Source organism: Pseudomonas sp. GM78 (assembly GCF_000282475.1).
Lineage (GTDB): Bacteria > Pseudomonadota > Gammaproteobacteria > Pseudomonadales > Pseudomonadaceae > Aquipseudomonas.
In genome coordinates this window covers 17,665-38,675 of the sequence record NZ_AKJF01000125.1, presented here as the reverse complement: position 1 = coordinate 38,675, position 21,011 = coordinate 17,665, and the positions used below count along the sequence as shown (strand labels likewise).

Here is a 21,011-nt window from a genome sequence, read left to right as displayed (position 1 = left end):
TCCTGTGAAGGCTCATTGAGAGATGGGGTTCCACGAGGGCCTCCTGCAGGGTGACAACCGATTCACTGGGCGTTTGGCTCAGGCGCCTGGAGATTTCCCGCAGGCTGGGTGCTGGTGAAGGCGCCCAGTGCGCCGTAAATACTGTAAAAACAGATCTCCTGAGTAGCGTCACGCACATCGCGGTACGCATTCAGGGTGTCTTGTATCTGGTTGGAGAACAACTCCTGCCAGGCCAGCAACGGGTTGTCCTGGTGTACGGGGCGACGATTACGGTTGACCGTGGAAATTGTCCCGGGCAACCACCACAGCGCCGGATTCAAGCTACTCCAAAACAATTGCTGTTGATGGAAGGGGTGCGTCCTGCGCATCCATTCGGCCATGGGCTCGTTGATGATCTGACGCAGCCACGGACGTATTGATCCGTCGTAAAACGCGCTGTTGATTTCAGAGGCGCGCACGACCGAAGAGAATTCGCGATCGTCATCACGGGCCGGCTCGTCGTCATCGTGGATGTCGGCAATTCGCCTTGATTCGAAACGCACTTGGTATTGCACGTCATCGCTGCCTGAAGGGGCCGGCAGGTCGTCAATCAGCATTTCATGCAGCCCCGGCGGCAGCGCATTGATGGCTTCAACCGCGCCGAGCAACCCTCGGTGCTCGCGCCGCGCCACCTGGCCGGAAACAAAGATCCCCAAATGGCCGATGCTGGCATGCCGCAGGTAGACGATGGTTCGTCCTGCCTCCTGCAAGGCGAGATCGCTGGAATAGACATCGGCGATCCAGTTCAATGCCTGCTGGGGCGGGGTGATGTTGTCGCCGTAGGAACAGAACACCACCACCGGCACTTCGATCCGTTTCAGGTCGATACCGTTGCTCTTGCGGTCGGGACCAGCCGACAATTGGTTGCCGATGAACAGATCATCGACAATCATCTCGATCTCTTCGCCATTGAGCAGGGTCGGGCTGCCCCACCAGCGTTCGAAGTCGAGGAAGCGCGCAGCTTCGCTGTCGACCTGGCTGAACAGCTGGTAGTACTTGCCCCAATAGGTATTGGCCGGGTCCAGGTTTTCGAAGTTGCTGACCAGCCAGGTACCGTCAAAACGGCCATTGCCCAAATCGCTGCCAAGGCGAGCCATCCAGCCGCCACCCAGCAGGCCGCCGGTATAGCGCATTGGATTGCGTCCATTGACGCCGGCCCAGTAGGACAAGGGCGCGCCGTTGATAATGATCAGGCCCGGCAGTTCCGGTCGTGTGGCCGCCAGTCCCATCAAGGCCCAGCCGGCCTGGCAGTTGCCGATGATGATCGGTTTGCTGTTGACCGGGTGCAGGGCGCTGACGGTCTCGATGAACCGGGCCTGGGCCTGGACGATATCGTCCAGGGTTTGCCCGGGCTGTGGCGAGTGACTGAAAGAGATGAAGTAGGTGGGGTGCCCGGCCCTGAGGCTCTCACCTATGATCGAATCCTGCTTGAAGCCGCCGATTCCCGAACCATGTCCGCCGCGCGGGTCAATGATGATCACCGCCTGGCTGTTGCCGTCGATTTTTTGCTCGGGGCCGGGGAGGATCCGCAGCAGCGAAAAGTTGACCGGGCGTGGAAGATCAGGGCCTGCGATCAAGGTTTCATGATCAAATTTGAGCAGCAGCGGATACCCGGCGCTTTCATGGGCCAGCCTGTTGTCGCCGCGTTGGCGCAGGGTGTCCCAGAACAGCAGGCAGCGTTGGCCGAAGTCGATGACATATTCCTGCCATTGAGCAGGTGTAGGTTGTCTGAGTTGACCTCGTTTCAGGGGTGCGAGGGTTTTTTTCTGGCGCTGGCGCACAGCCTCGAGGACGTTCAGCGCATTGAGGCGCTGCAGATGGCTCAGGTGTTCCCACAGGCCGCGTTGTGAGGAGGGCTTTTCATGTTGCGATGCACTAATGTCTTTCTGGTCCATGGGGATCTCCTGACGATCTGCATGTCAGGAGTCTATAGCGAATATCCACAGGAAGGAAAAGTCTTTTGTGCGGCGCACAAAAAATCGTTGCCAAAAGAAATTGTGCACTGCAATATAAAGCCTAACGCGATGACCGGCAGGATCGCTATCGCGTCCTCAGGCCCGAGTCGGCCTTCTAACCAGGAGATTCAAGCATGTCTTTTTTCAACGCGGAAAAATTTCAAGACGCTCAGAAAGCCAACCTCGACCTCCTGCAGCAAATCAGTGGCAAAATCTTCTCCAGTGTTGAGCAGCTGAGCCAGTTGCAGTTCAAGACCCTGCAGGCCACCACCGAGGAGCAGTTCGACGGCCTTCGCAAGCTGCTTTCGGTACGTGATCCACAAGGCTTCGCTGAGCTCCAGGCGTCTTTCACCCAGCCAAATGTGCAAGCCGAACGCCTGGTAAATTTCAATCGCCAAGTGCAAGCGCTGATTGTCGATACTCACTCGGAAATCGCCAAACTGACCTCGCGTCAGTTCGAGGCGGGCACCCAGCAGGTGCAAGAGTTCGTTGAAGTGATCAGCAAGAATGCACCGGCTGGCTCCGAGCCAGTCGTGGCCGGTTTCAAATCGTCGCTGGCCAATGCCGGTGCCGTTTTTGAAAGTGCACAAAAAGCGGTAAAACAGGCTGCTGACGTTGCCCAGAGCAATTTTGACGCCGCGACCGTTGCAGCTGGCAAAACCGCTGCTGGTGGCAAGGCTGATAGCAAGTAAGTCTGGTAAGCGTGGTTACAGGATGGCGATGGGATTACTCCCCATCGCCATTTTTTTTCGGCCCGCCATCGGCACCTGGCTTGCCCGGCGGCATGGCGCCGAACATTCCGAACAGGTTTTGGGTGTTCAGGTAGAGCGCTTTTGACTGGTCGACGTACTGGCGCATCAGGTCCTGCATGACCGGTGCCTGCTGGTGCATGAACGCGCTCCAGGTTTCGGAGGACTGGGCGCCGGTCTGGGACTGGATGTCGATGACCGTCTGGATGCTTTTATCCAGATAGCTGCCGAGGACGCTCTGGTAGGGACCATAGAACTGGATGATCCCCATCAGCATTTCGCTGGAAAATATCGGCTGACCGCCGCTTTCGGCTTCCAGAATGACCTGCAGCAAAATACTCCGTGTCAGGTTCTCGCCAGTCTTGGCATCGACCACCTCGAACGGAATTCTATCGACGACCAATTGGCGAATATCCGCAAGGGTCAGATGACTGCTGGTGTGCGTGTCATACAGACGGCGATTCGGGTATTTCTTGATCAGACGGGGGGTGTTCCGACTGTTTTCTGTCATGCGGGGCTACTCACAGCGAGCCTGGTTTGCTGGCATCTTATCCTACTCTGGGCACGGCCACTCCAATGAACCCATCAGGTCACTGAGCGAAGGCATTTCCGAAGTTTCCGTAGGAAACGGTATCGGCGTGCGGGAAGTCGTGCTGGAGCGTCAAGTGGAGAGCTGCTTTCAAGTCTTACCCCCTGATACAAATCAACTGGGCAAAAAGTGTTCGTTTGATGTGATGCAGGTGCAAAATGAATGCAAGCACCCAACGTTACCCACCCAGGATGGAAAGGTACCCGCCATGCAGGAATTCACCATGAAGCAGGCTGAACTCGAAAAGGTTCATGTGGAAATCGTCAAGCTGATAGCTGAGCAGCGCAAGTTGAATGCCGAAGCGGGCAAGATGACCCGGGAAACCTTCTGGTACCCGGTGGCGGTGGCCATCGGTCTAATGGGCACGGTAGCCACCGTCACTGCGGTGTTGGTGAAACTGCTCTGAAAGACTTCGCCCATTCGTCGGGCATTCGGTTGTCTGAACCACAGGTCCGTTAATGACCGGCTAGTCTCAAAATCCTTGGTGATCGATATTTTTCGGGCAAAGGGCTTGCCGGTGTCGATCCCGTATTTTGAGAGGGGTGAAGCGATGACTGAACCGTATATCGAAGACGACGGCGCAGAATATCCGATCAACAACTACGTTCAATGCGGCCAGACGGAGTATGTGGCCAGCTTTGGCGAAGATCAGGTCAAGGTCCTCAAGATCAAGACCAAGGCTTGTCGAGCGCTGAAGGGAAAATTCCTGCCCAAGCTTACAGAACCGGCCAGCAAGTAAATGACCCGCGAGCAAACCCCGTCATCGAACGGGGTTTTTTGTGCGTGGCAGGGGCAAGTGTGAACGAATGTTTAATCTGGAAAGTTTTCACAAACTTTTCACAAGGCCGAACGTAGGCTCAACTCATCCGTTAGAAGCAACACCCTGCCCGTTCCCCAGCGGGCTTTTTTTTGCCTGCGATAAAACCTTTTGCAAAAATGCTGTCCAACCGTCGCTAACAACGAGGTTGAGCGCGCGCATGTCTGGACTTTGTTCCCTCTAAAGCATTCAATCTCGACCCTTTGAATTTCACCCCCTATTTTTGAGGTTTCTGTCATGCGTTTCACACTGCCTGCTCTGGTTCTGGGTCTTCTGGTTACTCAAGGTGCAATCGCCGGCGATGGTACTGCCGCCCTGGGTGGTGGCCTGGGTGGTGCGCTGGGTAACGTCGTTGGCCGAAGCATGGGTGGCAGCACCGGTGCCGCGATTGGTGCGGGTGTCGCAGGCGCGGCGGGCAGCGCGGTTGCTGCCAAGAAAGGCCACCGTACCAGCGCGGCCATCGGTGGCGGCGTGGGCGCTGCCGGTGGTTCGGTGATCGGCAACAGCCTGGGCGGCAAGACCGGTTCGACCATCGGCGCAGGCCTGGGCGGCGCCTTGGGCGGCGGCGTAGGCAGCAACCTGGCCAACGGTCACAAGCGTCACTGATCCCAGGGATCGACAACAAAAGCCCGGCTCGATGCCGGGCTTTTGCGTTTTTGAACGTTTCTGGCATTTTTGCATCGAATGATCCATACCCCCGATAGAATACGAGGCGTGCCATGACCCCGAAAACCAAAGGCAAGGAAGTGCGATACCCAGGTGCTCGACGCTTGACGTTGCCAGCGTTTGTTTTTGGATTGTTGTTTACACCGTTCGTACTGGCTGCAGGAGACGGTACCGCGGCCGTTGGCGGCGGTATTGGTGGTGCGTTGGGCAACGTGGTAGGTGGACAAATGGGCGGCAGCACAGGCGCTGCGATTGGTGCCGGTGTCGGTGGCGCCGCCGGTAGCGCGATCGGCGCACCCAAGGGCAGTCGCACCGAAGCGGCGGTGGGCGGTGGCTTGGGTTCAGCAGGTGGTTCGGTGATCGGTAACAGTCTGGGTGGCAGAACCGGTTCGACCATTGGCGCAGGCCTGGGTGGCGCAGCCGGTGGTGCAGTCGGCAACAATCTGGGTAGCGACGATGGTGGATCCCATTCCGGTGGCGGTCACAAGCACAAACACAAACACAAGAACAAACATCACTGACGGATTCGATCGGCAACATAACCGATGGTCTCCCTGATCGAACCTGACGATCGACTTTCCCTCCAACGGTCAGGGCCTGCCTTTACAGGTCCGTTGAGAGGTGCCCCATGAACGCTGATCCGAAAGACTCTGACATCGACGACACCCCCGAATACCCCCTGCCTTCGCCTACCGATTCCCTGAGTCGCGATCAGCGGCCTCCCGATGACGAGCCCGGTGTCGAGCAAGTGCCCAACGATGACCTCAAACGCACGGGTTCTGATGTCGAAGCCGACCCGAACGATCCCGACATCGCGGGAGAGGATGCGTCCGGCGAGCCAAGCTGATCGACTTCTCGGGCGAGACCGCCTGTCGATTGAGTGGCAACCCTGCCAATGCACCGCTGCCAGACATTAGGTATGCAACTCTTCAAGGAGACGCACATGATCAGGTCAAGTTGGTTGGCCGTGACAGTGGCCGGTCTGTTGTCGCTCGGTTCAGGCATGGCCTTTTCCCAGTCCTCTGGTAACGATGCGCCCATCGACAAGGGCGGTATGCCACCGTCTACCGAAATGAATGCTGGCTCTGGCCCGGAGCATGCTTTGCCGCCTGGCGCCATCAAGGATGGCAATGCAGGCGATGCCGATGGGAGCAGCACTCGCCCGGAGACAGGAAGCGGTTCGACCAGCGGTGGCAGTTCGATGGGGAGCGGTTCTGGGAGTGGGTCTGGAGGATCAGGTAGCAATGCCGCAAGTAGCGGGACAGACAAAGCGGGCGGTTAGCCTGACACAGGATCAACCGCAGTGAGCTGACCCGGGCCCGGCGCTTGCCGGGCTTTTTGCGTCACGCTCCCGTTGCTCTTGGCCACGGCGGCTCGTTATGCTGCTGAAACCTTTAATCTGTCACGGACCGGCCGTAGCTGAGCCGCCTGGGATGCCATGAAAACGGATCAGATGCGATGAACTCACCGCTTAAGGACTTCGGCCCCATCAAGGCCGTGATTTTCGATATGGACGGCTTGCTGCTGGACACCGAGGGGATTTATACCGAAGTCACGGCCACGATCGCTGCGCTCTATGGCCGCACGTTCGACTGGAGCGTCAAACAGAACATCATCGGCCGTGGTGCAGGTGACTTGGCGCGCTATGTGGTGCAGGCGTTGGACTTGCCGATCAGCGCCGAAGAGTTCCTGGTGATTCGCGAACCGCTGATGCGCGAGCGTTTTCCTGAGGCCCAGGCGATGCCGGGTGCAGAACAGCTGGTCCGGCACTTGAAGGCGCACAACATTCCCATTGCGGTGGGGACCAGTTCCTCGAGCCAGTCGTTCGGCCAGAAAACCACCTTGCATCGCGAGTGGTTCGCCTTGTTCGATTTCATCGTCACGGCCGATGACCCGGAAGTCGGCGCGGCCAAACCGGCGCCGGATATCTTCCTGACGGCGGCGCGACGCCTGGGTGTGGAGCCGCAGGATTGCCTGGTGTTCGAGGATTCGCCGTTCGGTGTCACGGCGGCCAAGGCGGCGGGGATGACGGCAATTGCGATTCCGGATGCGGCGATGGCTGATGAAAAGTACGCACACGCCGATGGCATTCTTCGTACGCTGAAGGCGTTCAAACCGAGTGCTTGTGGCTTGCCAGCGCTCGACTGGGCCTGACGATCAAAACCGTGGGAGCGATTGCTCGCCCCCACGGTGAGTTCACCTGGATCAGGCGCCGAAGCCACCGTCGATGGTCAGGCTCGCGCCGGTGATGTAGCCGGCTTCGGGGCCGACCAGGTACGCGACGAAACTGGCGATCTCTTCGGCTTTACCGTAACGCCCCACGGCCATCAACGGAATCAGGCTGTCGGCGAAGTCGCCGTGGGCCGGGTTCATGTCGGTATCAACCGGGCCTGGCTGCACGTTGTTGATGGTGATGCCTTTAGGGCCGAGGTCGCGGGCCAGGCCCTTGGTCAGGCCAACCAGCGCCGCTTTGCTCATGGCGTACGGGCCGCCACCGGCAAAGGGCATGCGGTCGGCGTTGGTGCTGCCGATGTTGATGATTCGACCGCCTTCGGTCATGTGCCTGGCCGCCGCCTGGGTGGCGATGAACACGCTGCGTACGTTGATCGCCAGGGTCTGGTCGAAGTCTTCGAGTTTGAAATCTTCCAACGGTGCAACGGCCAGCACGCCAGCGTTATTCACCAGGATATCCAGCTTCCCAAACGTTTCCACGGTGGTCGTTACGGCGGCACGAATGGCCTCGGCATCAGCGCTGTCAGCCTTGATGGCCAGGGCTTTGCCGCCGCCCTGGGTGATGCTGTTTTGCAATTCTTCGGCCTTGGCCGTGGAGCTCACGTAGGTAAAGGCGACCGTCGCGCCTTCAGCGGCCAGGCGTTTGACGATGGCAGCGCCGATGCCGCGGGAACCGCCCTGGATCAAAGCCACTTTGCCGCTGAGGTTCTGAGTAGTCATATCGATCTCCAAAGTCCCGAGGCGAGATGTCCCGGTTGATGGAGCCTAGTATCGATTCAGGATTACACGCTGAGTAGACGGCAATTGCGATAGTCTGTGTAAACCAACGGTTTATAATGGCGCCTATGGAAACCTTCAGCAGTATCGAATGCTTTGTACGCAGTGCCGAGGTCGGCAGCTTTGCCGAGGCCGCGCGACGCTTGAGCCTGACGCCGGCGGCCGTGGGCAAGAGCGTAGCCAAGCTGGAAGCTCGGCTGGGGGTACGGTTGTTTCAGCGCAGCACCCGCAGCCTGACGCTGACCGAGGCCGGGCAGCTGTTTTTAAGCGAAGTCAGCGCCAGCCTGCACACGATCCAGAATGCCGTGGCCAATCTCGCCAGCGCCGAGGGGCGTCCAGCGGGCACGTTGAAAGTCAGCATGGGCACCGTGTTCGGGCGTTTATACATCGTGCCGCTGCTCGGGGAGTTTTTGCGGCGCTTTCCGGCGATCAACCCGGACTGGCATTTCGATAATCGTCAGGTCGACCTGATCGCCCAGGGTTTCGACGCCGCGATTGGTGGCGGCTTCGAACTGCCTCAAGGGGTGGTGGCGCGCAAGCTGACCCCGGCCCATCGCGTGTTGGTGGCCTCAGCCGGTTACCTGGCGGCGCACGAAGCGATCCTTGAACCCGATGATCTCAAGCTTCACGACGGCATCCTCATCCGCTCGCCGCAGACCGGCCGCGTGCGTTCCTGGCAGTTGACCAGCCGCACCCGACAACACAGCCCGCTGACGCTCAAGGCGCGGATGACCATGAGCGATTCGGAGGCGGCCTGCGCCACGGCCGCCCAGGGCTTGGGCATTGCACTGGTGAGTATGCCGTTTGCCGTGGGTTATCTGGAGGCGGGGACGTTGGAGAGGGTGTTACCGGAGTGGTATGTCGATGATGGCAATATTTCTATCTATTACGCTGAACACAAGCTGCTGCCGGGCAAGACGCGGGCGTTTGTGGATTTCATTATCGAGCAGTTTGCCGGGCAGGGGTTGGGGCAGAGGTTCAGTGCTATTTGAGTCTGGCTCATTAGCGAGGTGTGGCCATCGCGAGCAGGCTCACTCCTACAGGGGATCAGTGTCGCTCACAAATCCCCTGTAGGAGTGAGCCTGCTCGCGAAGAACGATAACGCGGACTATCTGCCAAACCGCCCCGGCCAGCCAATGATGTGCTTCGGCCGCGGGGTCGCATATGTCCGCACCTTGGACGTCGACAACCCCAACCGCACCAGCGATTCGGCAATGGTCACCGCCGCCGTCACACCATCGATGACCGGCACCCCGGTGCGCTGGCGAATTTGCTCATCCAGCCCGGCCATGCCGCCACAACCCAGGCAAATCACTTCGGCCTTGTCCTGGGTCACCGCCAGTTCAGCCTGATGCACGATGGCCTCCAGCGCGCGTTGTGGCTCGTGCTCCAGTTCCAGCACCGCCAGGCCACTGGCCCGCACCGAGGCACAGCGGTCCCACAACCCGGACAGTTTCAGGCGATCTTCGATCAACGGAACGGTGCGGTCGAGGGTGGTGACGACCGAGTAGGCATGGCCGAGAAACATCGCGGTGCTCGCTGCCGCGTCGGTGATGTCCACCACCGGTACGTTGAGCAATTCCTGCAGGCCTTCACGGCCGTGTTCGCCGTAGCCGGCCTGGATGACGGCATCGAAGGGCTGGTCGTAGGCCATGACCCGATCCATCACCGCAATCGCGGCCAGGTAGCTTTCGAAGTTGCCTTCGACCGAGTCGGCGCCGAAGTAGGGCGTCAGGCCAACGATTTCCGTGCCTGGCGCGGCTACGGCCTGGGCCGAGCGGGCGATGGCCTGGGTGATGGATTCGGTGGTGTTGACGTTGACCACGAGAATACGCATGGGAATTCCTTATAGCGGGTGGTTCAGCGGCCCGACGCTGCCGGGCCGCGATGGAGTCAATGGCTGACGTTGTCTACGGCGATGGCTTCACCGCTGACGTCGGCGTAGTGAGGTTGGCGCTTGGCGATGATCAGGTAGAGCATCCCGGCAATCCCGGCACCGATCAGCCAGGAGAACGGCGACACCAGGTGGAAACCCGGCACCAACGCCAGGACGATGGCGATCAGTGCGGCGGGAATGAAGGCCGCCACGGCGCGCAGGTTGACCCCGCGGCTGTAGTAATAGGCGCCGCTCGGGTCTTCGCTGTACAACTGCGGCACGTTGACCTGGCCTTTTCGTACGAGCCAGTAGTCGACCATGATCACGCCGTACAGCGGACCGAGCAGGGCGCCCAGGCCGGAGAGGAAGTAGACGATCACCAGCGGGCTGTTATAGAGGTTCCATGGCAGGATCAGCACGGCGATGGTCGCGCTGATCAGCCCGGCACGACGGAACGTCAGGTATTTGGGCGCCAGGTTGCTGAGGACAAAGGCCGGGGCGACGAAGTTGGCCATGATGTTGACCGCGACAGTGACGATCAGGAACGCCAGGCAGCCCAGGACCAGAAAGAAGGTATTGGGGATCGAGGCGATGATCTCGGTAGGGCTTTCAATGATGTGGCCATTGATCTGGAATTGCGCGCCACACAGCAGGACGGTGATGGCGGCAAACACCAGGATGTTCACCGGCAGGCCCCAGAAGTTTCCGACCTTGATGGTCTTGCGGCACGGCGAAGAGCGGGCGAAGTCGCAGAAATTGAGGATCAGCGTGCCGTAGATCGCCAGCCACAACGCACCGCCGGCAAAGATGTTGCGCCACATCTCGCCACCGCTCAGTGGCTCGCGGATCGACCAGGCGATGGTCGCATTGGCCTGGAAGTACATCCACGCGGCGAGGGCAGCGACGGTCAGCAGGATCACCGGGCCAGCAAAGGCCTCGTAGCGCCGAACCATTTCCATGCCGTAGGCAAGGATCGCCAGCTGCACCAGCCAGATCGCCACGAAACACACCCAGCCCAGGCTCGACAGGCCGAGGATCGAATCCTGATCGTACTCGGCGAATCCGGGGTGGATGGCGGTCAGCAGGACGCGGAACACGACCGAGGCCAGGTACGTCTGGATGCCGAACCAGGCGATGGCGATCACGGCGCGGATCAAGGCAGGAATTTGCGCGCCGTGGATGCCGAAACTGATCCGGCTGATGACCGGAAACGGCACGCCGGTCTTCTGGCCCATGTAGCCCGACAGGTTCATGAAGCAGTACACCAGCGCCGCGCCGATGCCCAGGGACAGGAGAATCTGCCAGCCGCCCAGGCCCAGGGCGTAAAGGCCAATGGCAAACGAGTAGTTGGCGATGTTGTGCACATCGTTGGTCCACAGCGCGAAGATGCTGTAGCGGCCCCAGCGTCGACCTTCGGCCTTGGTCGGCGCCAGGTCCTTGTTATGCAGGCGAGGGCTCAGTACCACGGGGCATTGCAGTGTTTGATCACCGGTGGTTGGAGTGGAGTGGGGGGAGGGTAGATCCAGCGCGATATTGTTATTGGAAAGACTTGTACGCATTCCGGCAGGCTCCTGATGCTCGATGCCGCGATGACTGTGCATGAGCGCAATGGCTCGACAAATCTTCGTCGCGGGGTAGCGAATATCATTGGTTACGGGGCATCTGCAGCCTGTACGGGATAGGGCGCTTCAGGCTTGCGGATCAGAGTGTGTATGTTTTGGATTGATTGTATACAAAACATGTATGCACTTAAGCGAGATGCGTGCCAGTCCTGAATATATGGAATGTGCGGCTGATTTCGTTTTGTTATCAATGGGCGGCAAACCGCTGAAAAACGGGCGATATAAGCTGACCGATCGAGCAGTTATTTATTTCTACGGGTGGCTTTTCAGAGGGGTGTGGCAGGGCGTTTCAGACGGGGGAATGTAACTTTTTGGGGCGAGGAAACAAAAAGTGCACACACAAATGGCACCGATGGTGACAGTTGTGTGTACACATTTACTGTGAGAGCGCTGTTAAGACTTGCTGATGATATTGCCGGCATGCAGCCCGCATTCCTTCTGCGTGGCTTCTTCCCACCACCAGCGGCCTTCACGCTCGTGCTGGTTCGGCAACACCGGGCGGGTGCACGGCTCACAGCCGATACTGATGAAGCCGCGTTCGTGCAGGCTGTTGTACGGCAGCTCCAGCATGCGGATGTAACCCCAGATCTCTTCGCTGGTCATCTGTGCCAGCGGGTTGAACTTGTACAGGGTGCGTTCCGGGGTCGAGAACGCGGTATCGATTTCCATCACAGCCACGGCGCTGCGCGTGCCCGGGCTCTGGTCGCGGCGTTGGCCGGTGGCCCAGGCCTTCACGCCAGACAACTTGCGACGCAGCGGTTCGATCTTGCGGATGCCGCAGCATTCGCCATGACCGTCCTTGTAGAAACTGAACAGGCCTTTTTCTTTCACGAACGGTTCGAGTTTGGTGTAGTCCGGCGACACCAGTTCGATGTCGATCTTGTAGTGCTCGCGCACTTGATCGATGAAGCGGTAGGTTTCGGGATGCAAGCGGCCGGTGTCGAGGCTGAACACTTTGACGTTCTTGTTCAGCTTCCAGGCCATGTCCACCAGCACCACGTCTTCGGCGCCGCTGAAAGATATCCACAGATCATCGCCGAACTCGGCAAAAGCGAGTTTCAGGATGTCCTGGGCGGATTTGTTGGCATAGGTCGTGGCGAGTTCCACGACGTCGAACGTTGGGCTCATCAGGGCGGCTTCCTACAGGTCGGTGGCGCTGGGCGCTCTATATGGGGCCGATGTTAACAAAAAGCAGCACTGGCCGGGGCGTCCTGTGCGTTGCGTGGTGGGGGAGTTGTCGCTAGAGTTCGGGCTCGCTCGACTCAATAAACAATACCAATGGGAGTGTCTTGTGGAAATTGCCTGTCTGGATCTTGAAGGTGTGCTGGTCCCGGAAATCTGGATCGCCTTCGCCGAAAAAACCGGGATCGAATCCCTCAGGGCCACCACCCGGGACATTCCCGACTACGACGTGCTGATGAAGCAGCGCTTGCGGATTCTCGACGAGCACGGCCTGAAGCTCGCCGACATCCAGGAAGTGATCGCCACGCTCAAGCCGCTGGAGGGTGCCGTCGAGTTCGTCGACTGGCTGCGTGAGCGCTTCCAGGTGGTGATTCTGTCGGACACCTTCTATGAGTTTTCCCAGCCGCTGATGCGCCAGCTCGGCTTCCCGACCTTGCTTTGCCATCGTCTGGTTACTGACGATACCGGTCGGGTGACCGGCTATCAGCTGCGTCAGAAAGATCCGAAGCGTCAGTCGGTGCTGGCGTTCAAGAGCCTGTACTACCGGGTGATTGCAGCAGGGGATTCCTACAACGACACCACCATGCTGGGTGAGGCGGACGCCGGGATTCTGTTCCATGCGCCGGACAACGTGATTGCCGAGTTCCCGCAGTTCCCGGCGGTGCATACGTTTGAAGAACTGAAGCAGGAATTCATCAAGGCTTCCAACCGTACCTTGAGCCTCTAGGCTGCGCAATGATCGTTCCCACGCTCTGCGTGGGAATGCAGCCCGGGACGCTCCGCGTCCCAGTGGGTTACAGGTTTTGCAGGGTATCGAGCAACACCTTCACCTTGGTGATCGACTCCTGATACTCGGCCTGCCACTCCGAATCGGCGACGATCCCGCCGCCGCCCCAGCAACACACCTGCCCATCCTTGACCAGCAAGCTGCGAATCGCGATGGAGCTGTCCATCTCGCCGCGCACGTCCAGGTACAACAGTGAGCCGCAATACAGTCCGCGCCGAGTAGGCTCCAGCTCGTCGATGATCTGCATCGAGCGAATTTTCGGTGCGCCGGTAATCGAGCCTCCCGGGAAGCTGCCGGCGATCAGGTCCAGCGCATCCCGATCATCCGCCAGTTCGCCGGTCACGCTGCTCACCAGGTGATGCACATTCGGGTAGCTTTCCAGGCTGAACAACTCAGGCACACGAACTGAACCGGTGCGGCAGGTGCGACCGAGGTCGTTGCGCAACAGGTCGACGATCATCAGGTTTTCCGCGCGGTCCTTGGGGCTGGCCAGCAGTTCGGCGGCGTTTGCCGCGTCCTCGGCAGCGGTCAGGCCGCGTGGGCGCGTGCCTTTGATCGGGCGGGTTTCCACATGACGCTCGCTGACTTTGACGAAGCGCTCCGGTGACAGGCTCAGCACCGCGCCGCCGTCGGGCAGGCTCTGGAAGCCGGAAAACGGCGTTGGGCACGCCAATCGCAACGCGCAGTACGCCGTCCAGGGATCACCCTGGCAGGGCGCGCGGAAGCGTTGGGCGAAATTGACCTGATAACAGTCGCCGGCCTGGATGTATTGCTGGATGCGCTCGATCGCCTGGCGATACTGGTCAGCGTTCAGGTCGGCATTCATCGGCGCTTGCAGCTTGAACGGCTCGAGCGCTTCAGCGGCGGGCTGGCTGAACAGCTGGATCAGGCGCTGGCGCTCGCTGTCGGCCAGCGTCGGGTGAAACACCAATTGGCTGGTGGCCTGGTGGTGATCGCTGATCAGCGCCCAGTCGTACAGGCCGAAGCGCGCATCCGGCAACTGCAGGTCATCCAGGGCCTGGCTCGGCAGGTTTTCCAGGTGGCGGCCGAAGTCGTAACTCAGGTAACCGATCAAGCCACCGGCGAACGGCAACTCATAAGGTGCGGGCAGCGATGCTTCTCCCAGTCGCGTCAGATTGTCCCGAAGGCGTTGCAGGAAATCGCTGCCACGTTCATCAGGCGCGACCGCCAGTTGTTCCAGCGGCCAGGCGCTGAGCAGGTCAAAGCGCCCGCGTTCGGCACTCGGGCGGCCGCTGTCGAGCAGCACGGCACCGGGGGCATGCCGAATGGCCGCGAAGTAGTCGGCAGGGTTGGCGCGATAGGGCAGCGGGTGTACGGAACAGGTCAGCATGGGCGGGTTGGATCAGCCATCGAGGCGGGGTGGCGATTGTAGTCCCCTCGGGGAATTGCTCCTAGAGGGATGTTGGGGAATCGATCGTTCCCACGCGCCGCAAAGGAATGCCTCAATGGACGCTCTGCGTCCGCTTTGGGACGTGGAGCGTCCCGGGCTGCATTCCCACGCAGAGCATGGGAACGATCAGCAGGGGGGATCAACCTTCGACCGGCGGAATATGCCCGAACATCTCCTGCACAAACGCCATGCGTTCTTCGACGGTTTCTGTCACGCCACGTGCCTTCAAGTCTTCCAGCCGCGCCTCGACCGCATGGGTGCGCAATGTCAGGCCGCAATCATTGGCAATCTGGATGTTCAGGCCGGGCCTTGCGTTGAGCTCGAGGATCAGGGGGCCTTTCTCCTGGTCCAGCACCATGTCGACACCGATGTAGCCCAGCCCGCACAGCTCGTAACAACCTGCCGCGAGCTTCATGAAGCCGTCCCAGTAGGGCAGCTGCACGCCATCCACCGCGTTGGTGGTGTCCGGGTGCTTGGTAATGATGTTGTTCAGCCAGGTGCCGCGCAGGGTCAGGCCGGTGGCCAGGTCGACACCGACACCGATGGCGCCCTGGTGCAGGTTGGCCTTGCCGCCGGACTGACGGGTGGGCAAGCGCAGCATGGCCATGACCGGATAGCCCATCAATACGATGATGCGAATGTCCGGCACACCTTCGTAGCTGATGCTCTTGAAGATCTGGTCCGGGATCACCCGGTATTCGATCAGTGCACGGTCGCGATGCCCGCCCAGGGAATACAGGCCGGTGAGGATGCTGGAGATATGGTGTTCGAGCTCTTCGTGGCCGATGATCTTGCCGGACACCGTGCGGTAGCGGCCCTCGAAACGGTCGGCGATGACGATGATGCCGTCGCCGCCAGCGCCCTGGGCCGGCTTGATCACGAAATCGGTGCGCCCGTCGATGATCTCGCCAAGCTTGTCGATTTCCTTTTCGGTGGAGATCACGCCATATAGCTGTGGCACATGGATGCCAGCGGCAATCGCGCGTTCCTTGGTGATGATCTTGTCATCGACGATCGGGTACAGGCTGCGCTTGTTGTACTTGAGCACGTAGTCCGCGTTACGTCGGTTGATGCCCATGATGCCCCGGGCCTCCAGGGCTTTCCAGGTCTTCCAGAAGCCGAACATCAGGCGTCAGCCTTCTTCAGGAAGGCCTTGAAACGCACCAGCTCGGTCAAACGGTAGCCGCGGTAGCGACCCATGGCCAGCATGAAGCCCACCATGATCAGCAGAATCGCCGGGAAGGTGAACACGAAGTACACCAGCTCCGGAATGGTCATGATCAGGTGCGCCAGCGTCGCGGCGAACAGCGTGCCGATCGCCACTTTCATGGCATGGCTGCCGCCGCGTTCTTCCCAGGTGATCGACAGGCGTTCGATGGTCATGGTCAGGATCACCATCGGGAACAGCGCCACCGACAGTCCGCGCTCCAGGCCGAGCTTGTGGCTGAGCAGGCTGATGGCCGCGATCAACACCACCACGAACGTCAGCACCACCGACAGCCTCGGCAGCATCTGCAGCTTCAGGTGTTCAAGGTAGGAACGCAGCGACAGCCCCAGCGCCGTGATGATGGTAAACAGCACGATCCCGAAGCCGAGCTGGGTCTCGCGAAAGGCCAGGGCGATCAGTACCGGGGTAAAGGTACCGAGGGTCTGCAGGCCGATCAGGTTGCGCAGGATCAGGATCACCAGCACGCCGATCGGGATCATCACCATGATCATGAAAGTCTGCTGGGTTTGCAGTGGCAGGCCGTACAGCGAGTATTCGAGGAAGTTGGCGTCGGTGTTTTCGTCGGTCAGCTTGGCCAGGCGAATGGCGTTCATTTCGCTGTTGTTCATGCTGAAGGTCACAGTGGCCTTCTTGCCGCCATCGACGGTGATCAGGTTTTCATCGCCCGTCCACCACAGCAAGCGGTCGGTCGGCAGGCCCTGTTCGCCGGTTTCCGGGTTGAAGTACAGCCAGTCGGTGCCATTGAAGCTGCGCAGCCAGAGTTCCGGGGTTTGCGGCTGGTCGGCCACCAGGCGAATGGTATGGACCTTTTCCACCGGCACGTGGGCGATGGACAGCAGCAGTTCGACGATCTTGGCCTTGTGCGCCGGTGTCGGGTCGCCGGCCAGGAGCATCTTGGCGTTGTCGTCGTTGCTGTTGTTGACCCGCTTGATCGCTTCGCTGATGAAAGTCTCGACGTCGGCCGAGTGCTGGCGAATCGGTGCCAGCAGCGCTTCGGCGGCGAGTTTCTCAGGGCCTTCCAAGGCAATGCTGTCGCGGAAGGTCGGGCCCTTGATCTTGGCTTTTTCGGCGGTGTAGCGCTTGGTCAGCACCAGGCGGTAATAAAGTGTCTGGTTGCCTTTGGCCCGGCGCGCCGACCAGGTGACCTTGCGGTTGCCGTCGACACGGTTCACGGCCACGCCGTAGTTATTGGAGATGAAGCTTTCGTTGAGGCTCACGTAGTCGCGGCTCAACGGCGGCACGAACATCTGGATCTTGACCGGGTCCTTGGCACTGGCGACGAACTCGACCTTGGCGTCGATGTTCCACAAGTCGTCGGTGGCGTCTTCCGTCACGGGAATGCCGAGTACGAAGATCTGGTAGGCCGTGACTGAAATGCCCAACACCACCAGGATGGCGATCAGCATTTTCAGATGAAGGGTAAGAGAGCGCATTTAAATTACTCGGCGGTATGAGCGTCGGCGGCGCAGGCGGGTTTGCCGGCAGCGTATTTAAGACTGGGGTCGACCAGCGCATCGAAGCGTTTTAGTGCTTCGGAGCCGATCAGGAGCGGGTATTGGAACGCACTACGGTCGGTCAGGTTCACTTCGATGCTGCGTAAAGCTGAGCCCATGCAGATATCCAGCTCGATCACCGGACGGGCGGTGTACTTCTTGCCCTCTTCCGGATCGTAGTCACCGGCCCGGCGCTTGATCTTGCTGACGCGGGCCAGCGGTCGTTCGATCGGGTGCGAATGGGCGGCGTCGATGGCCAGGTAGAAGCGCACCCAGGACTCGCCATTGCGTTTGAAACGCTTGATGTCGCGGGCACTCAGCGAAGCGGTTTTCGCCCCGGTATCAAGTTTGGCGGCCACTTCGAGGTCGATGCCGCCCAGCGATGCGTATTCATTGAGGCCGTACACGGTCTTTTCCCCTGCGGCGGCAAAGCCGGGCAGGCAAAGAAGAAAAAGGAAGATCGGGAAGGGCTTGAGTCTCATAAATCCTGGTGCGCAGCGGTCTGTTCTTTGATTCAAGACCCTGGCATCGCTGCGCAAGCTCCTCGTATGCCTATCAGCTATTTATGACAGACAGTGCAGATGTGACAAACAAATGCGGGCGGCATTCTAGCACGGCAGGTTGATGGTGCCAGCGCTGCCGGGCGGCGATGGGCATAGGGCTTTGCTTGGTTATGGTGCGGGCGGTTATTAGACGATTGTCGACAATATCTAATTATCCTTTGACGGCGGCGGCAGTTTTGGTTAGTTTTTGCCGCACTAGCTTTCAAGGTGTCGACAATATGCTGGATCAACTGGCTCCCCCGCTTACCGCCCAGGACGACTCGGAAACGCTTTCCGAAAACGTCTTCCGGCGCATTCAGGCGGCCATCGTCAAGGGTGAGATCGCCCCGGGCAGCAAAATCTCCGAGCCGGAGCTGGCCCGTACCTATGGCATCAGCCGTGGCCCGTTGCGCGAAGCCATCCACCGCCTGGAAGGCCAGCGCCTGCTGGTGCGCGTGCCGCACGTCGGTGCGCGGGTGGTATCGCTCAACCATGCCGAGCTGCTGGAGCTCTACGAAATCCGCGAATCCCTCGAAGGCATGGCCTGTCGCCTGGCCGCCGAGCGCATGAGCGTCGAGGAAATCGACGAACTGCGCCGGGTCCTTGAAACCCACGAACGCGACGAAGCCTTCCAGGCCGGCCGTGGCTACTACCAGCAGGAAGGCGATTTCGACTTCCACTACCGGATTATCCAGGGCAGCGGTAACCGCACCCTGACGCAAATGCTCTGCGGCGAGCTTTATCAACTGGTGCGCATGTACCGCATCCAGTTTTCCACCACGCCCAATCGCCCGCACCAGGCCTTTGCCGAACACCACCGAATTCTCGATGCCATCGCCGACCGTGACGGTGAACTGGCCGAGTTGTTGATGCGCCGTCACATCGGCGCCTCCAAACGCAATATCGCCCGTCATTACCAGGACGGCGCTAACCCGACAGCCAAACGAGGTGAGTCATGAGTTTGAACAAGAGCACACCAGGCCAGCGTTTCCGCGATGCGGTCGCCAGCGAGCATCCATTGCAAGTGGTCGGCGCGATCAACGCCAACCACGCACTGCTGGCCAAGCGCGCCGGTTTCAAGGCGATCTACCTGTCCGGTGGCGGGGTGGCTGCAGGCTCCCTCGGCGTACCGGACCTGGGCATCACCGGCCTGGATGACGTGCTGACCGACGTGCGCCGCATCACCGACGTCTGCGACCTGCCGCTGCTGGTGGACGTGGACACCGGTTTCGGCTCCTCGGCGTTCAACGTCGCCCGTACCGTCAAGTCGATGATCAAGTTTGGCGCGGCGGCGATTCACATCGAAGACCAGGTCGGTGCCAAGCGTTGCGGTCACCGTCCTAACAAGGAAATCGTGACCCAGCAGGAAATGGTCGATCGCATCAAGGCGGCGGTCGATGCCCGTACCGATGACAGCTTCGTGATCATGGCCCGTACCGACGCCCTGGCGGTGGAAGGCCTGGAATCGGCACTGGATCGCGCCGCCGCGTGCATCGAGGCCGGCGCCGACATGGTGTTCCCGGAAGCCATCACCGAACTTGAGATGTACAAACTGTTCGCCAGCCGTGTGAAAGCGCCGATCCTGGCCAACATCACCGAATTCGGCGCAACACCGCTGTACACCACCGAGCAACTCGCCGCTGCCGACGTGTCCCTGGTGCTGTACCCGCTGTCGGCCTTCCGCGCCATGAACAAGGCCGCGGAAAATGTCTACACCGCGATCCGCCGCGACGGCACGCAACAGAACGTCATCGACACCATGCAGACCCGCATGGAACTTTACGATCGCATCGACTACCACACCTTCGAGCAGAAGCTCGATGCGTTGTTTGCGGCGAAGAAGTAAGTCGGATAACTCCCTAACAAAATTAAAAATTGGAGGCAGAAATGGCCGAAGCAAAAGTACTCAGTGGCGCCGGGCTCCGTGGCCAGGTTGCCGGGCAAACCGCACTGTCCACCGTGGGCCAGTCGGGCGCAGGCCTGACCTATCGCGGCTACGACGTCCGCGAACTGGCGGCTGACGCACAATTCGAAGAAGTCGCTTACCTGCTGCTGTACGGCGAACTGCCGACCAAGGCACAACTGGCCGCTTACATCAGCAAATTGAGCAAGCTGCGCGACCTGCCGCAAGCGCTCAAGGAAGTGCTGGAACGCATCCCCGCCGACGCCCACCCGATGGACGTGATGCGCACCGGCTGCTCGTTCCTGGGCAACCTGGAGCCGGAGAACGATTTCTCCGAACAACACGACAAGACCGATCGCCTGCTGGCCGCGTTCCCAGCGATCATGACCTACTGGTATCGCTTCAGCCACGAAGGCAAGCGTATCGATTGCGTGAGCGACGAGCAGTCCATCGGTGGCCACTTCCTGCACCTGCTGCACGGCAAGAAGCCAAGCGAGTTGCACGTCAAGGTGATGAACGTTTCGCTGATCCTCTACGCGGAACACGAATTCAACGCCTCGACCTTCACCGCGCGCGTGTGTGCCTCGACCCTGTCCGACCTGTTCTCCTGCATCACCGCGGCCATCGGCTCGCTGCGCGGTCCACTGCACGGTGGCGCCAACGAAGCGGCGATGGAAATGATCGAACGCTTCAGCTCGCCGGAAGACGCGATCAAGGGCACCCTCGGCATGCTCGAGCGCAAGGACAAGATCATGGGCTTCGGCCACGCGATCTATAAGGACAGCGATCCGCGCAACGAGGTGATCAAGGGCTGGTCGAAAAAACTCGCCGACGAAGTGGGTGACAAGGTGCTGTTCCCGGTCTCCGAAGCCATCGACAAGACCATGTGGGAGCAAAAGAAGCTGTTCCCGAACGCCGACTTCTACCATGCCTCGGCGTACCACTTCATGGGCATCCCGACCAAGTTGTTCACACCGATCTTCGTCTGCTCGCGCCTGACCGGCTGGGCGGCCCACGTGTACGAACAGCGCGCCAACAACCGCATCATCCGCCCGAGCGCCGAGTACACCGGCGTCGAACAGCGCAAGTTCGTGCCAATCGAACAACGCTGAATGGTGGTGGCTGAAGCCGGGGTCTGAATTC

22 protein-coding genes are annotated in these 21,011 nt (G+C 60.0%); 12 read left to right on the top strand and 10 right to left on the bottom strand.

Annotated features, from left to right (window positions below; all coding sequences use genetic code 11):
- Nucleotides 1–62: 62 nt before the first annotated feature.
- Complete coding sequence (locus tag PMI35_RS11625; protein WP_008061784.1) at nt 63–1,934, bottom strand: DUF3141 domain-containing protein; 1,872 nt, start codon at nt 1,932–1,934, stop codon at nt 63–65.
- 194 nt (nt 1,935–2,128) lie between these two features.
- On the opposite strand from PMI35_RS11625, the gene phaP reads away from it, so the two are divergent.
- Entirely contained in the window at nt 2,129–2,686 is a 558-nt protein-coding gene (phaP, locus tag PMI35_RS11630) for a TIGR01841 family phasin (protein ID WP_008061783.1), read from the top strand.
- Between the two features lie 34 nt (nt 2,687–2,720).
- Here the strand turns inward: phaP and phaR are convergent, their stop codons facing one another.
- A complete protein-coding gene (gene phaR, locus PMI35_RS11635; RefSeq protein WP_008061781.1) occupies nt 2,721–3,254 on the bottom strand; it encodes a polyhydroxyalkanoate synthesis repressor PhaR in 534 nt (177 codons plus the stop codon).
- A 301-nt stretch (nt 3,255–3,555) separates the two neighbouring features.
- Here phaR and PMI35_RS11640 point away from each other — a divergent pair, with 301 nt between their 5' ends.
- The 6 genes from PMI35_RS11640 (at nt 3,556) to PMI35_RS11665 (ending at nt 6,969) form a co-directional block, all read left to right on the top strand.
- Nucleotides 3,556–3,738, top strand: a complete 183-nt coding sequence (locus tag PMI35_RS11640; protein WP_008061780.1) for a hypothetical protein — start codon at nt 3,556–3,558, stop codon at nt 3,736–3,738.
- A gap of 144 nt (nt 3,739–3,882) precedes the next feature.
- On the top strand, nt 3,883–4,071 hold the full coding sequence (locus tag PMI35_RS11645; protein WP_008061779.1) for a hypothetical protein: 189 nt from the start codon (nt 3,883–3,885) through the stop codon (nt 4,069–4,071).
- A gap of 315 nt (nt 4,072–4,386) precedes the next feature.
- Nucleotides 4,387–4,755 (top strand): hypothetical protein, encoded by a 369-nt coding sequence (locus PMI35_RS11650; RefSeq protein WP_008061778.1) that lies wholly within the window; start codon nt 4,387–4,389, stop codon nt 4,753–4,755.
- Nucleotides 4,756–4,868: 113 nt separating this feature from the next.
- Nucleotides 4,869–5,336: a glycine zipper domain-containing protein gene (locus tag PMI35_RS11655; protein ID WP_008061777.1), complete on the top strand. Its 468-nt coding sequence runs from the start codon at nt 4,869–4,871 to the stop codon at nt 5,334–5,336.
- Nucleotides 5,337–5,443: 107 nt separating this feature from the next.
- Entirely contained in the window at nt 5,444–5,662 is a 219-nt protein-coding gene (locus tag PMI35_RS11660) for a hypothetical protein (RefSeq protein ID WP_008061776.1), read from the top strand.
- 611 nt (nt 5,663–6,273) lie between these two features.
- Nucleotides 6,274–6,969 (top strand): HAD-IA family hydrolase, encoded by a 696-nt coding sequence (locus PMI35_RS11665; protein ID WP_008061762.1) that lies wholly within the window; start codon nt 6,274–6,276, stop codon nt 6,967–6,969.
- Between the two features lie 51 nt (nt 6,970–7,020).
- On the opposite strand, the gene PMI35_RS11670 is transcribed toward PMI35_RS11665, so the two are convergent.
- The gene (locus tag PMI35_RS11670; protein WP_008061760.1) at nt 7,021–7,767 is read right to left on the bottom strand and encodes a 3-oxoacyl-ACP reductase family protein; all 747 of its coding nucleotides are present in this window, start codon (nt 7,765–7,767) and stop codon (nt 7,021–7,023) included.
- A gap of 125 nt (nt 7,768–7,892) precedes the next feature.
- On the opposite strand from PMI35_RS11670, the gene PMI35_RS11675 reads away from it, so the two are divergent.
- Nucleotides 7,893–8,816 (top strand): LysR family transcriptional regulator, encoded by a 924-nt coding sequence (locus tag PMI35_RS11675; RefSeq protein ID WP_008061758.1) that lies wholly within the window; start codon nt 7,893–7,895, stop codon nt 8,814–8,816.
- 116 nt (nt 8,817–8,932) lie between these two features.
- On the opposite strand, the gene PMI35_RS11680 is transcribed toward PMI35_RS11675, so the two are convergent.
- The 3 genes from PMI35_RS11680 to PMI35_RS11690 all read right to left on the bottom strand — a co-directional run bounded on the left by PMI35_RS11680 (nt 8,933) and on the right by PMI35_RS11690 (nt 12,450).
- On the bottom strand, nt 8,933–9,661 hold the full coding sequence (locus tag PMI35_RS11680) for an aspartate/glutamate racemase family protein (RefSeq protein ID WP_008061757.1): 729 nt from the start codon (nt 9,659–9,661) through the stop codon (nt 8,933–8,935).
- A gap of 56 nt (nt 9,662–9,717) precedes the next feature.
- Nucleotides 9,718–11,259, bottom strand: a complete 1,542-nt coding sequence (locus tag PMI35_RS11685) for an NCS1 family nucleobase:cation symporter-1 (protein ID WP_008061756.1) — start codon at nt 11,257–11,259, stop codon at nt 9,718–9,720.
- A gap of 456 nt (nt 11,260–11,715) precedes the next feature.
- Nucleotides 11,716–12,450 carry a phosphoadenylyl-sulfate reductase gene (locus PMI35_RS11690; RefSeq protein ID WP_008061755.1) on the bottom strand — a complete coding sequence of 245 codons (735 nt, stop codon included), beginning with the start codon at nt 12,448–12,450 and terminating at the stop codon, nt 11,716–11,718.
- Nucleotides 12,451–12,613: 163 nt separating this feature from the next.
- Between PMI35_RS11690 and thrH the strand changes: the two genes are divergently transcribed.
- On the top strand, nt 12,614–13,231 hold the full coding sequence (gene thrH / locus PMI35_RS11695; RefSeq protein WP_008061753.1) for a bifunctional phosphoserine phosphatase/homoserine phosphotransferase ThrH: 618 nt from the start codon (nt 12,614–12,616) through the stop codon (nt 13,229–13,231).
- A gap of 67 nt (nt 13,232–13,298) precedes the next feature.
- On the opposite strand, the gene pabB is transcribed toward thrH, so the two are convergent.
- The 4 genes from pabB to rloA all read right to left on the bottom strand — a co-directional run bounded on the left by pabB (nt 13,299) and on the right by rloA (nt 17,905).
- Nucleotides 13,299–14,642 carry an aminodeoxychorismate synthase component I gene (gene pabB / locus PMI35_RS11700; RefSeq protein ID WP_008061747.1) on the bottom strand — a complete coding sequence of 448 codons (1,344 nt, stop codon included), beginning with the start codon at nt 14,640–14,642 and terminating at the stop codon, nt 13,299–13,301.
- Nucleotides 14,643–14,841: 199 nt separating this feature from the next.
- Nucleotides 14,842–15,828, bottom strand: coding sequence for an alpha-L-glutamate ligase-like protein (locus tag PMI35_RS11705; protein ID WP_008061746.1), 987 nt, complete (start codon nt 15,826–15,828; stop codon nt 14,842–14,844).
- The gene (gene rloB / locus PMI35_RS11710) at nt 15,828–17,363 is read right to left on the bottom strand and encodes an osmotic stress tolerance membrane protein RloB (RefSeq protein ID WP_008061743.1); all 1,536 of its coding nucleotides are present in this window, start codon (nt 17,361–17,363) and stop codon (nt 15,828–15,830) included. Before rloB ends, PMI35_RS11705 begins: the two co-directional genes overlap by 1 nt.
- A gap of 5 nt (nt 17,364–17,368) precedes the next feature.
- The gene (gene rloA / locus PMI35_RS11715; RefSeq protein ID WP_008061741.1) at nt 17,369–17,905 is read right to left on the bottom strand and encodes a retropepsin-like aspartic peptidase RloA; all 537 of its coding nucleotides are present in this window, start codon (nt 17,903–17,905) and stop codon (nt 17,369–17,371) included.
- A 302-nt stretch (nt 17,906–18,207) separates the two neighbouring features.
- On the opposite strand from rloA, the gene PMI35_RS11720 reads away from it, so the two are divergent.
- The 3 genes from PMI35_RS11720 to prpC are packed head-to-tail and all read left to right on the top strand — an operon-like array spanning nt 18,208 to nt 20,980.
- Nucleotides 18,208–18,924, top strand: coding sequence for a GntR family transcriptional regulator (locus PMI35_RS11720; RefSeq protein ID WP_177325082.1), 717 nt, complete (start codon nt 18,208–18,210; stop codon nt 18,922–18,924).
- Nucleotides 18,921–19,811 (top strand): methylisocitrate lyase, encoded by an 891-nt coding sequence (prpB, locus tag PMI35_RS11725; protein WP_008061726.1) that lies wholly within the window; start codon nt 18,921–18,923, stop codon nt 19,809–19,811. The genes PMI35_RS11720 and prpB overlap by 4 nt, the downstream gene beginning before the upstream one ends.
- 41 nt (nt 19,812–19,852) lie before the next feature.
- On the top strand, nt 19,853–20,980 hold the full coding sequence (prpC, locus tag PMI35_RS11730; RefSeq protein ID WP_008061724.1) for a bifunctional 2-methylcitrate synthase/citrate synthase: 1,128 nt from the start codon (nt 19,853–19,855) through the stop codon (nt 20,978–20,980).
- Nucleotides 20,981–21,011: the final 31 nt, after the last annotated feature.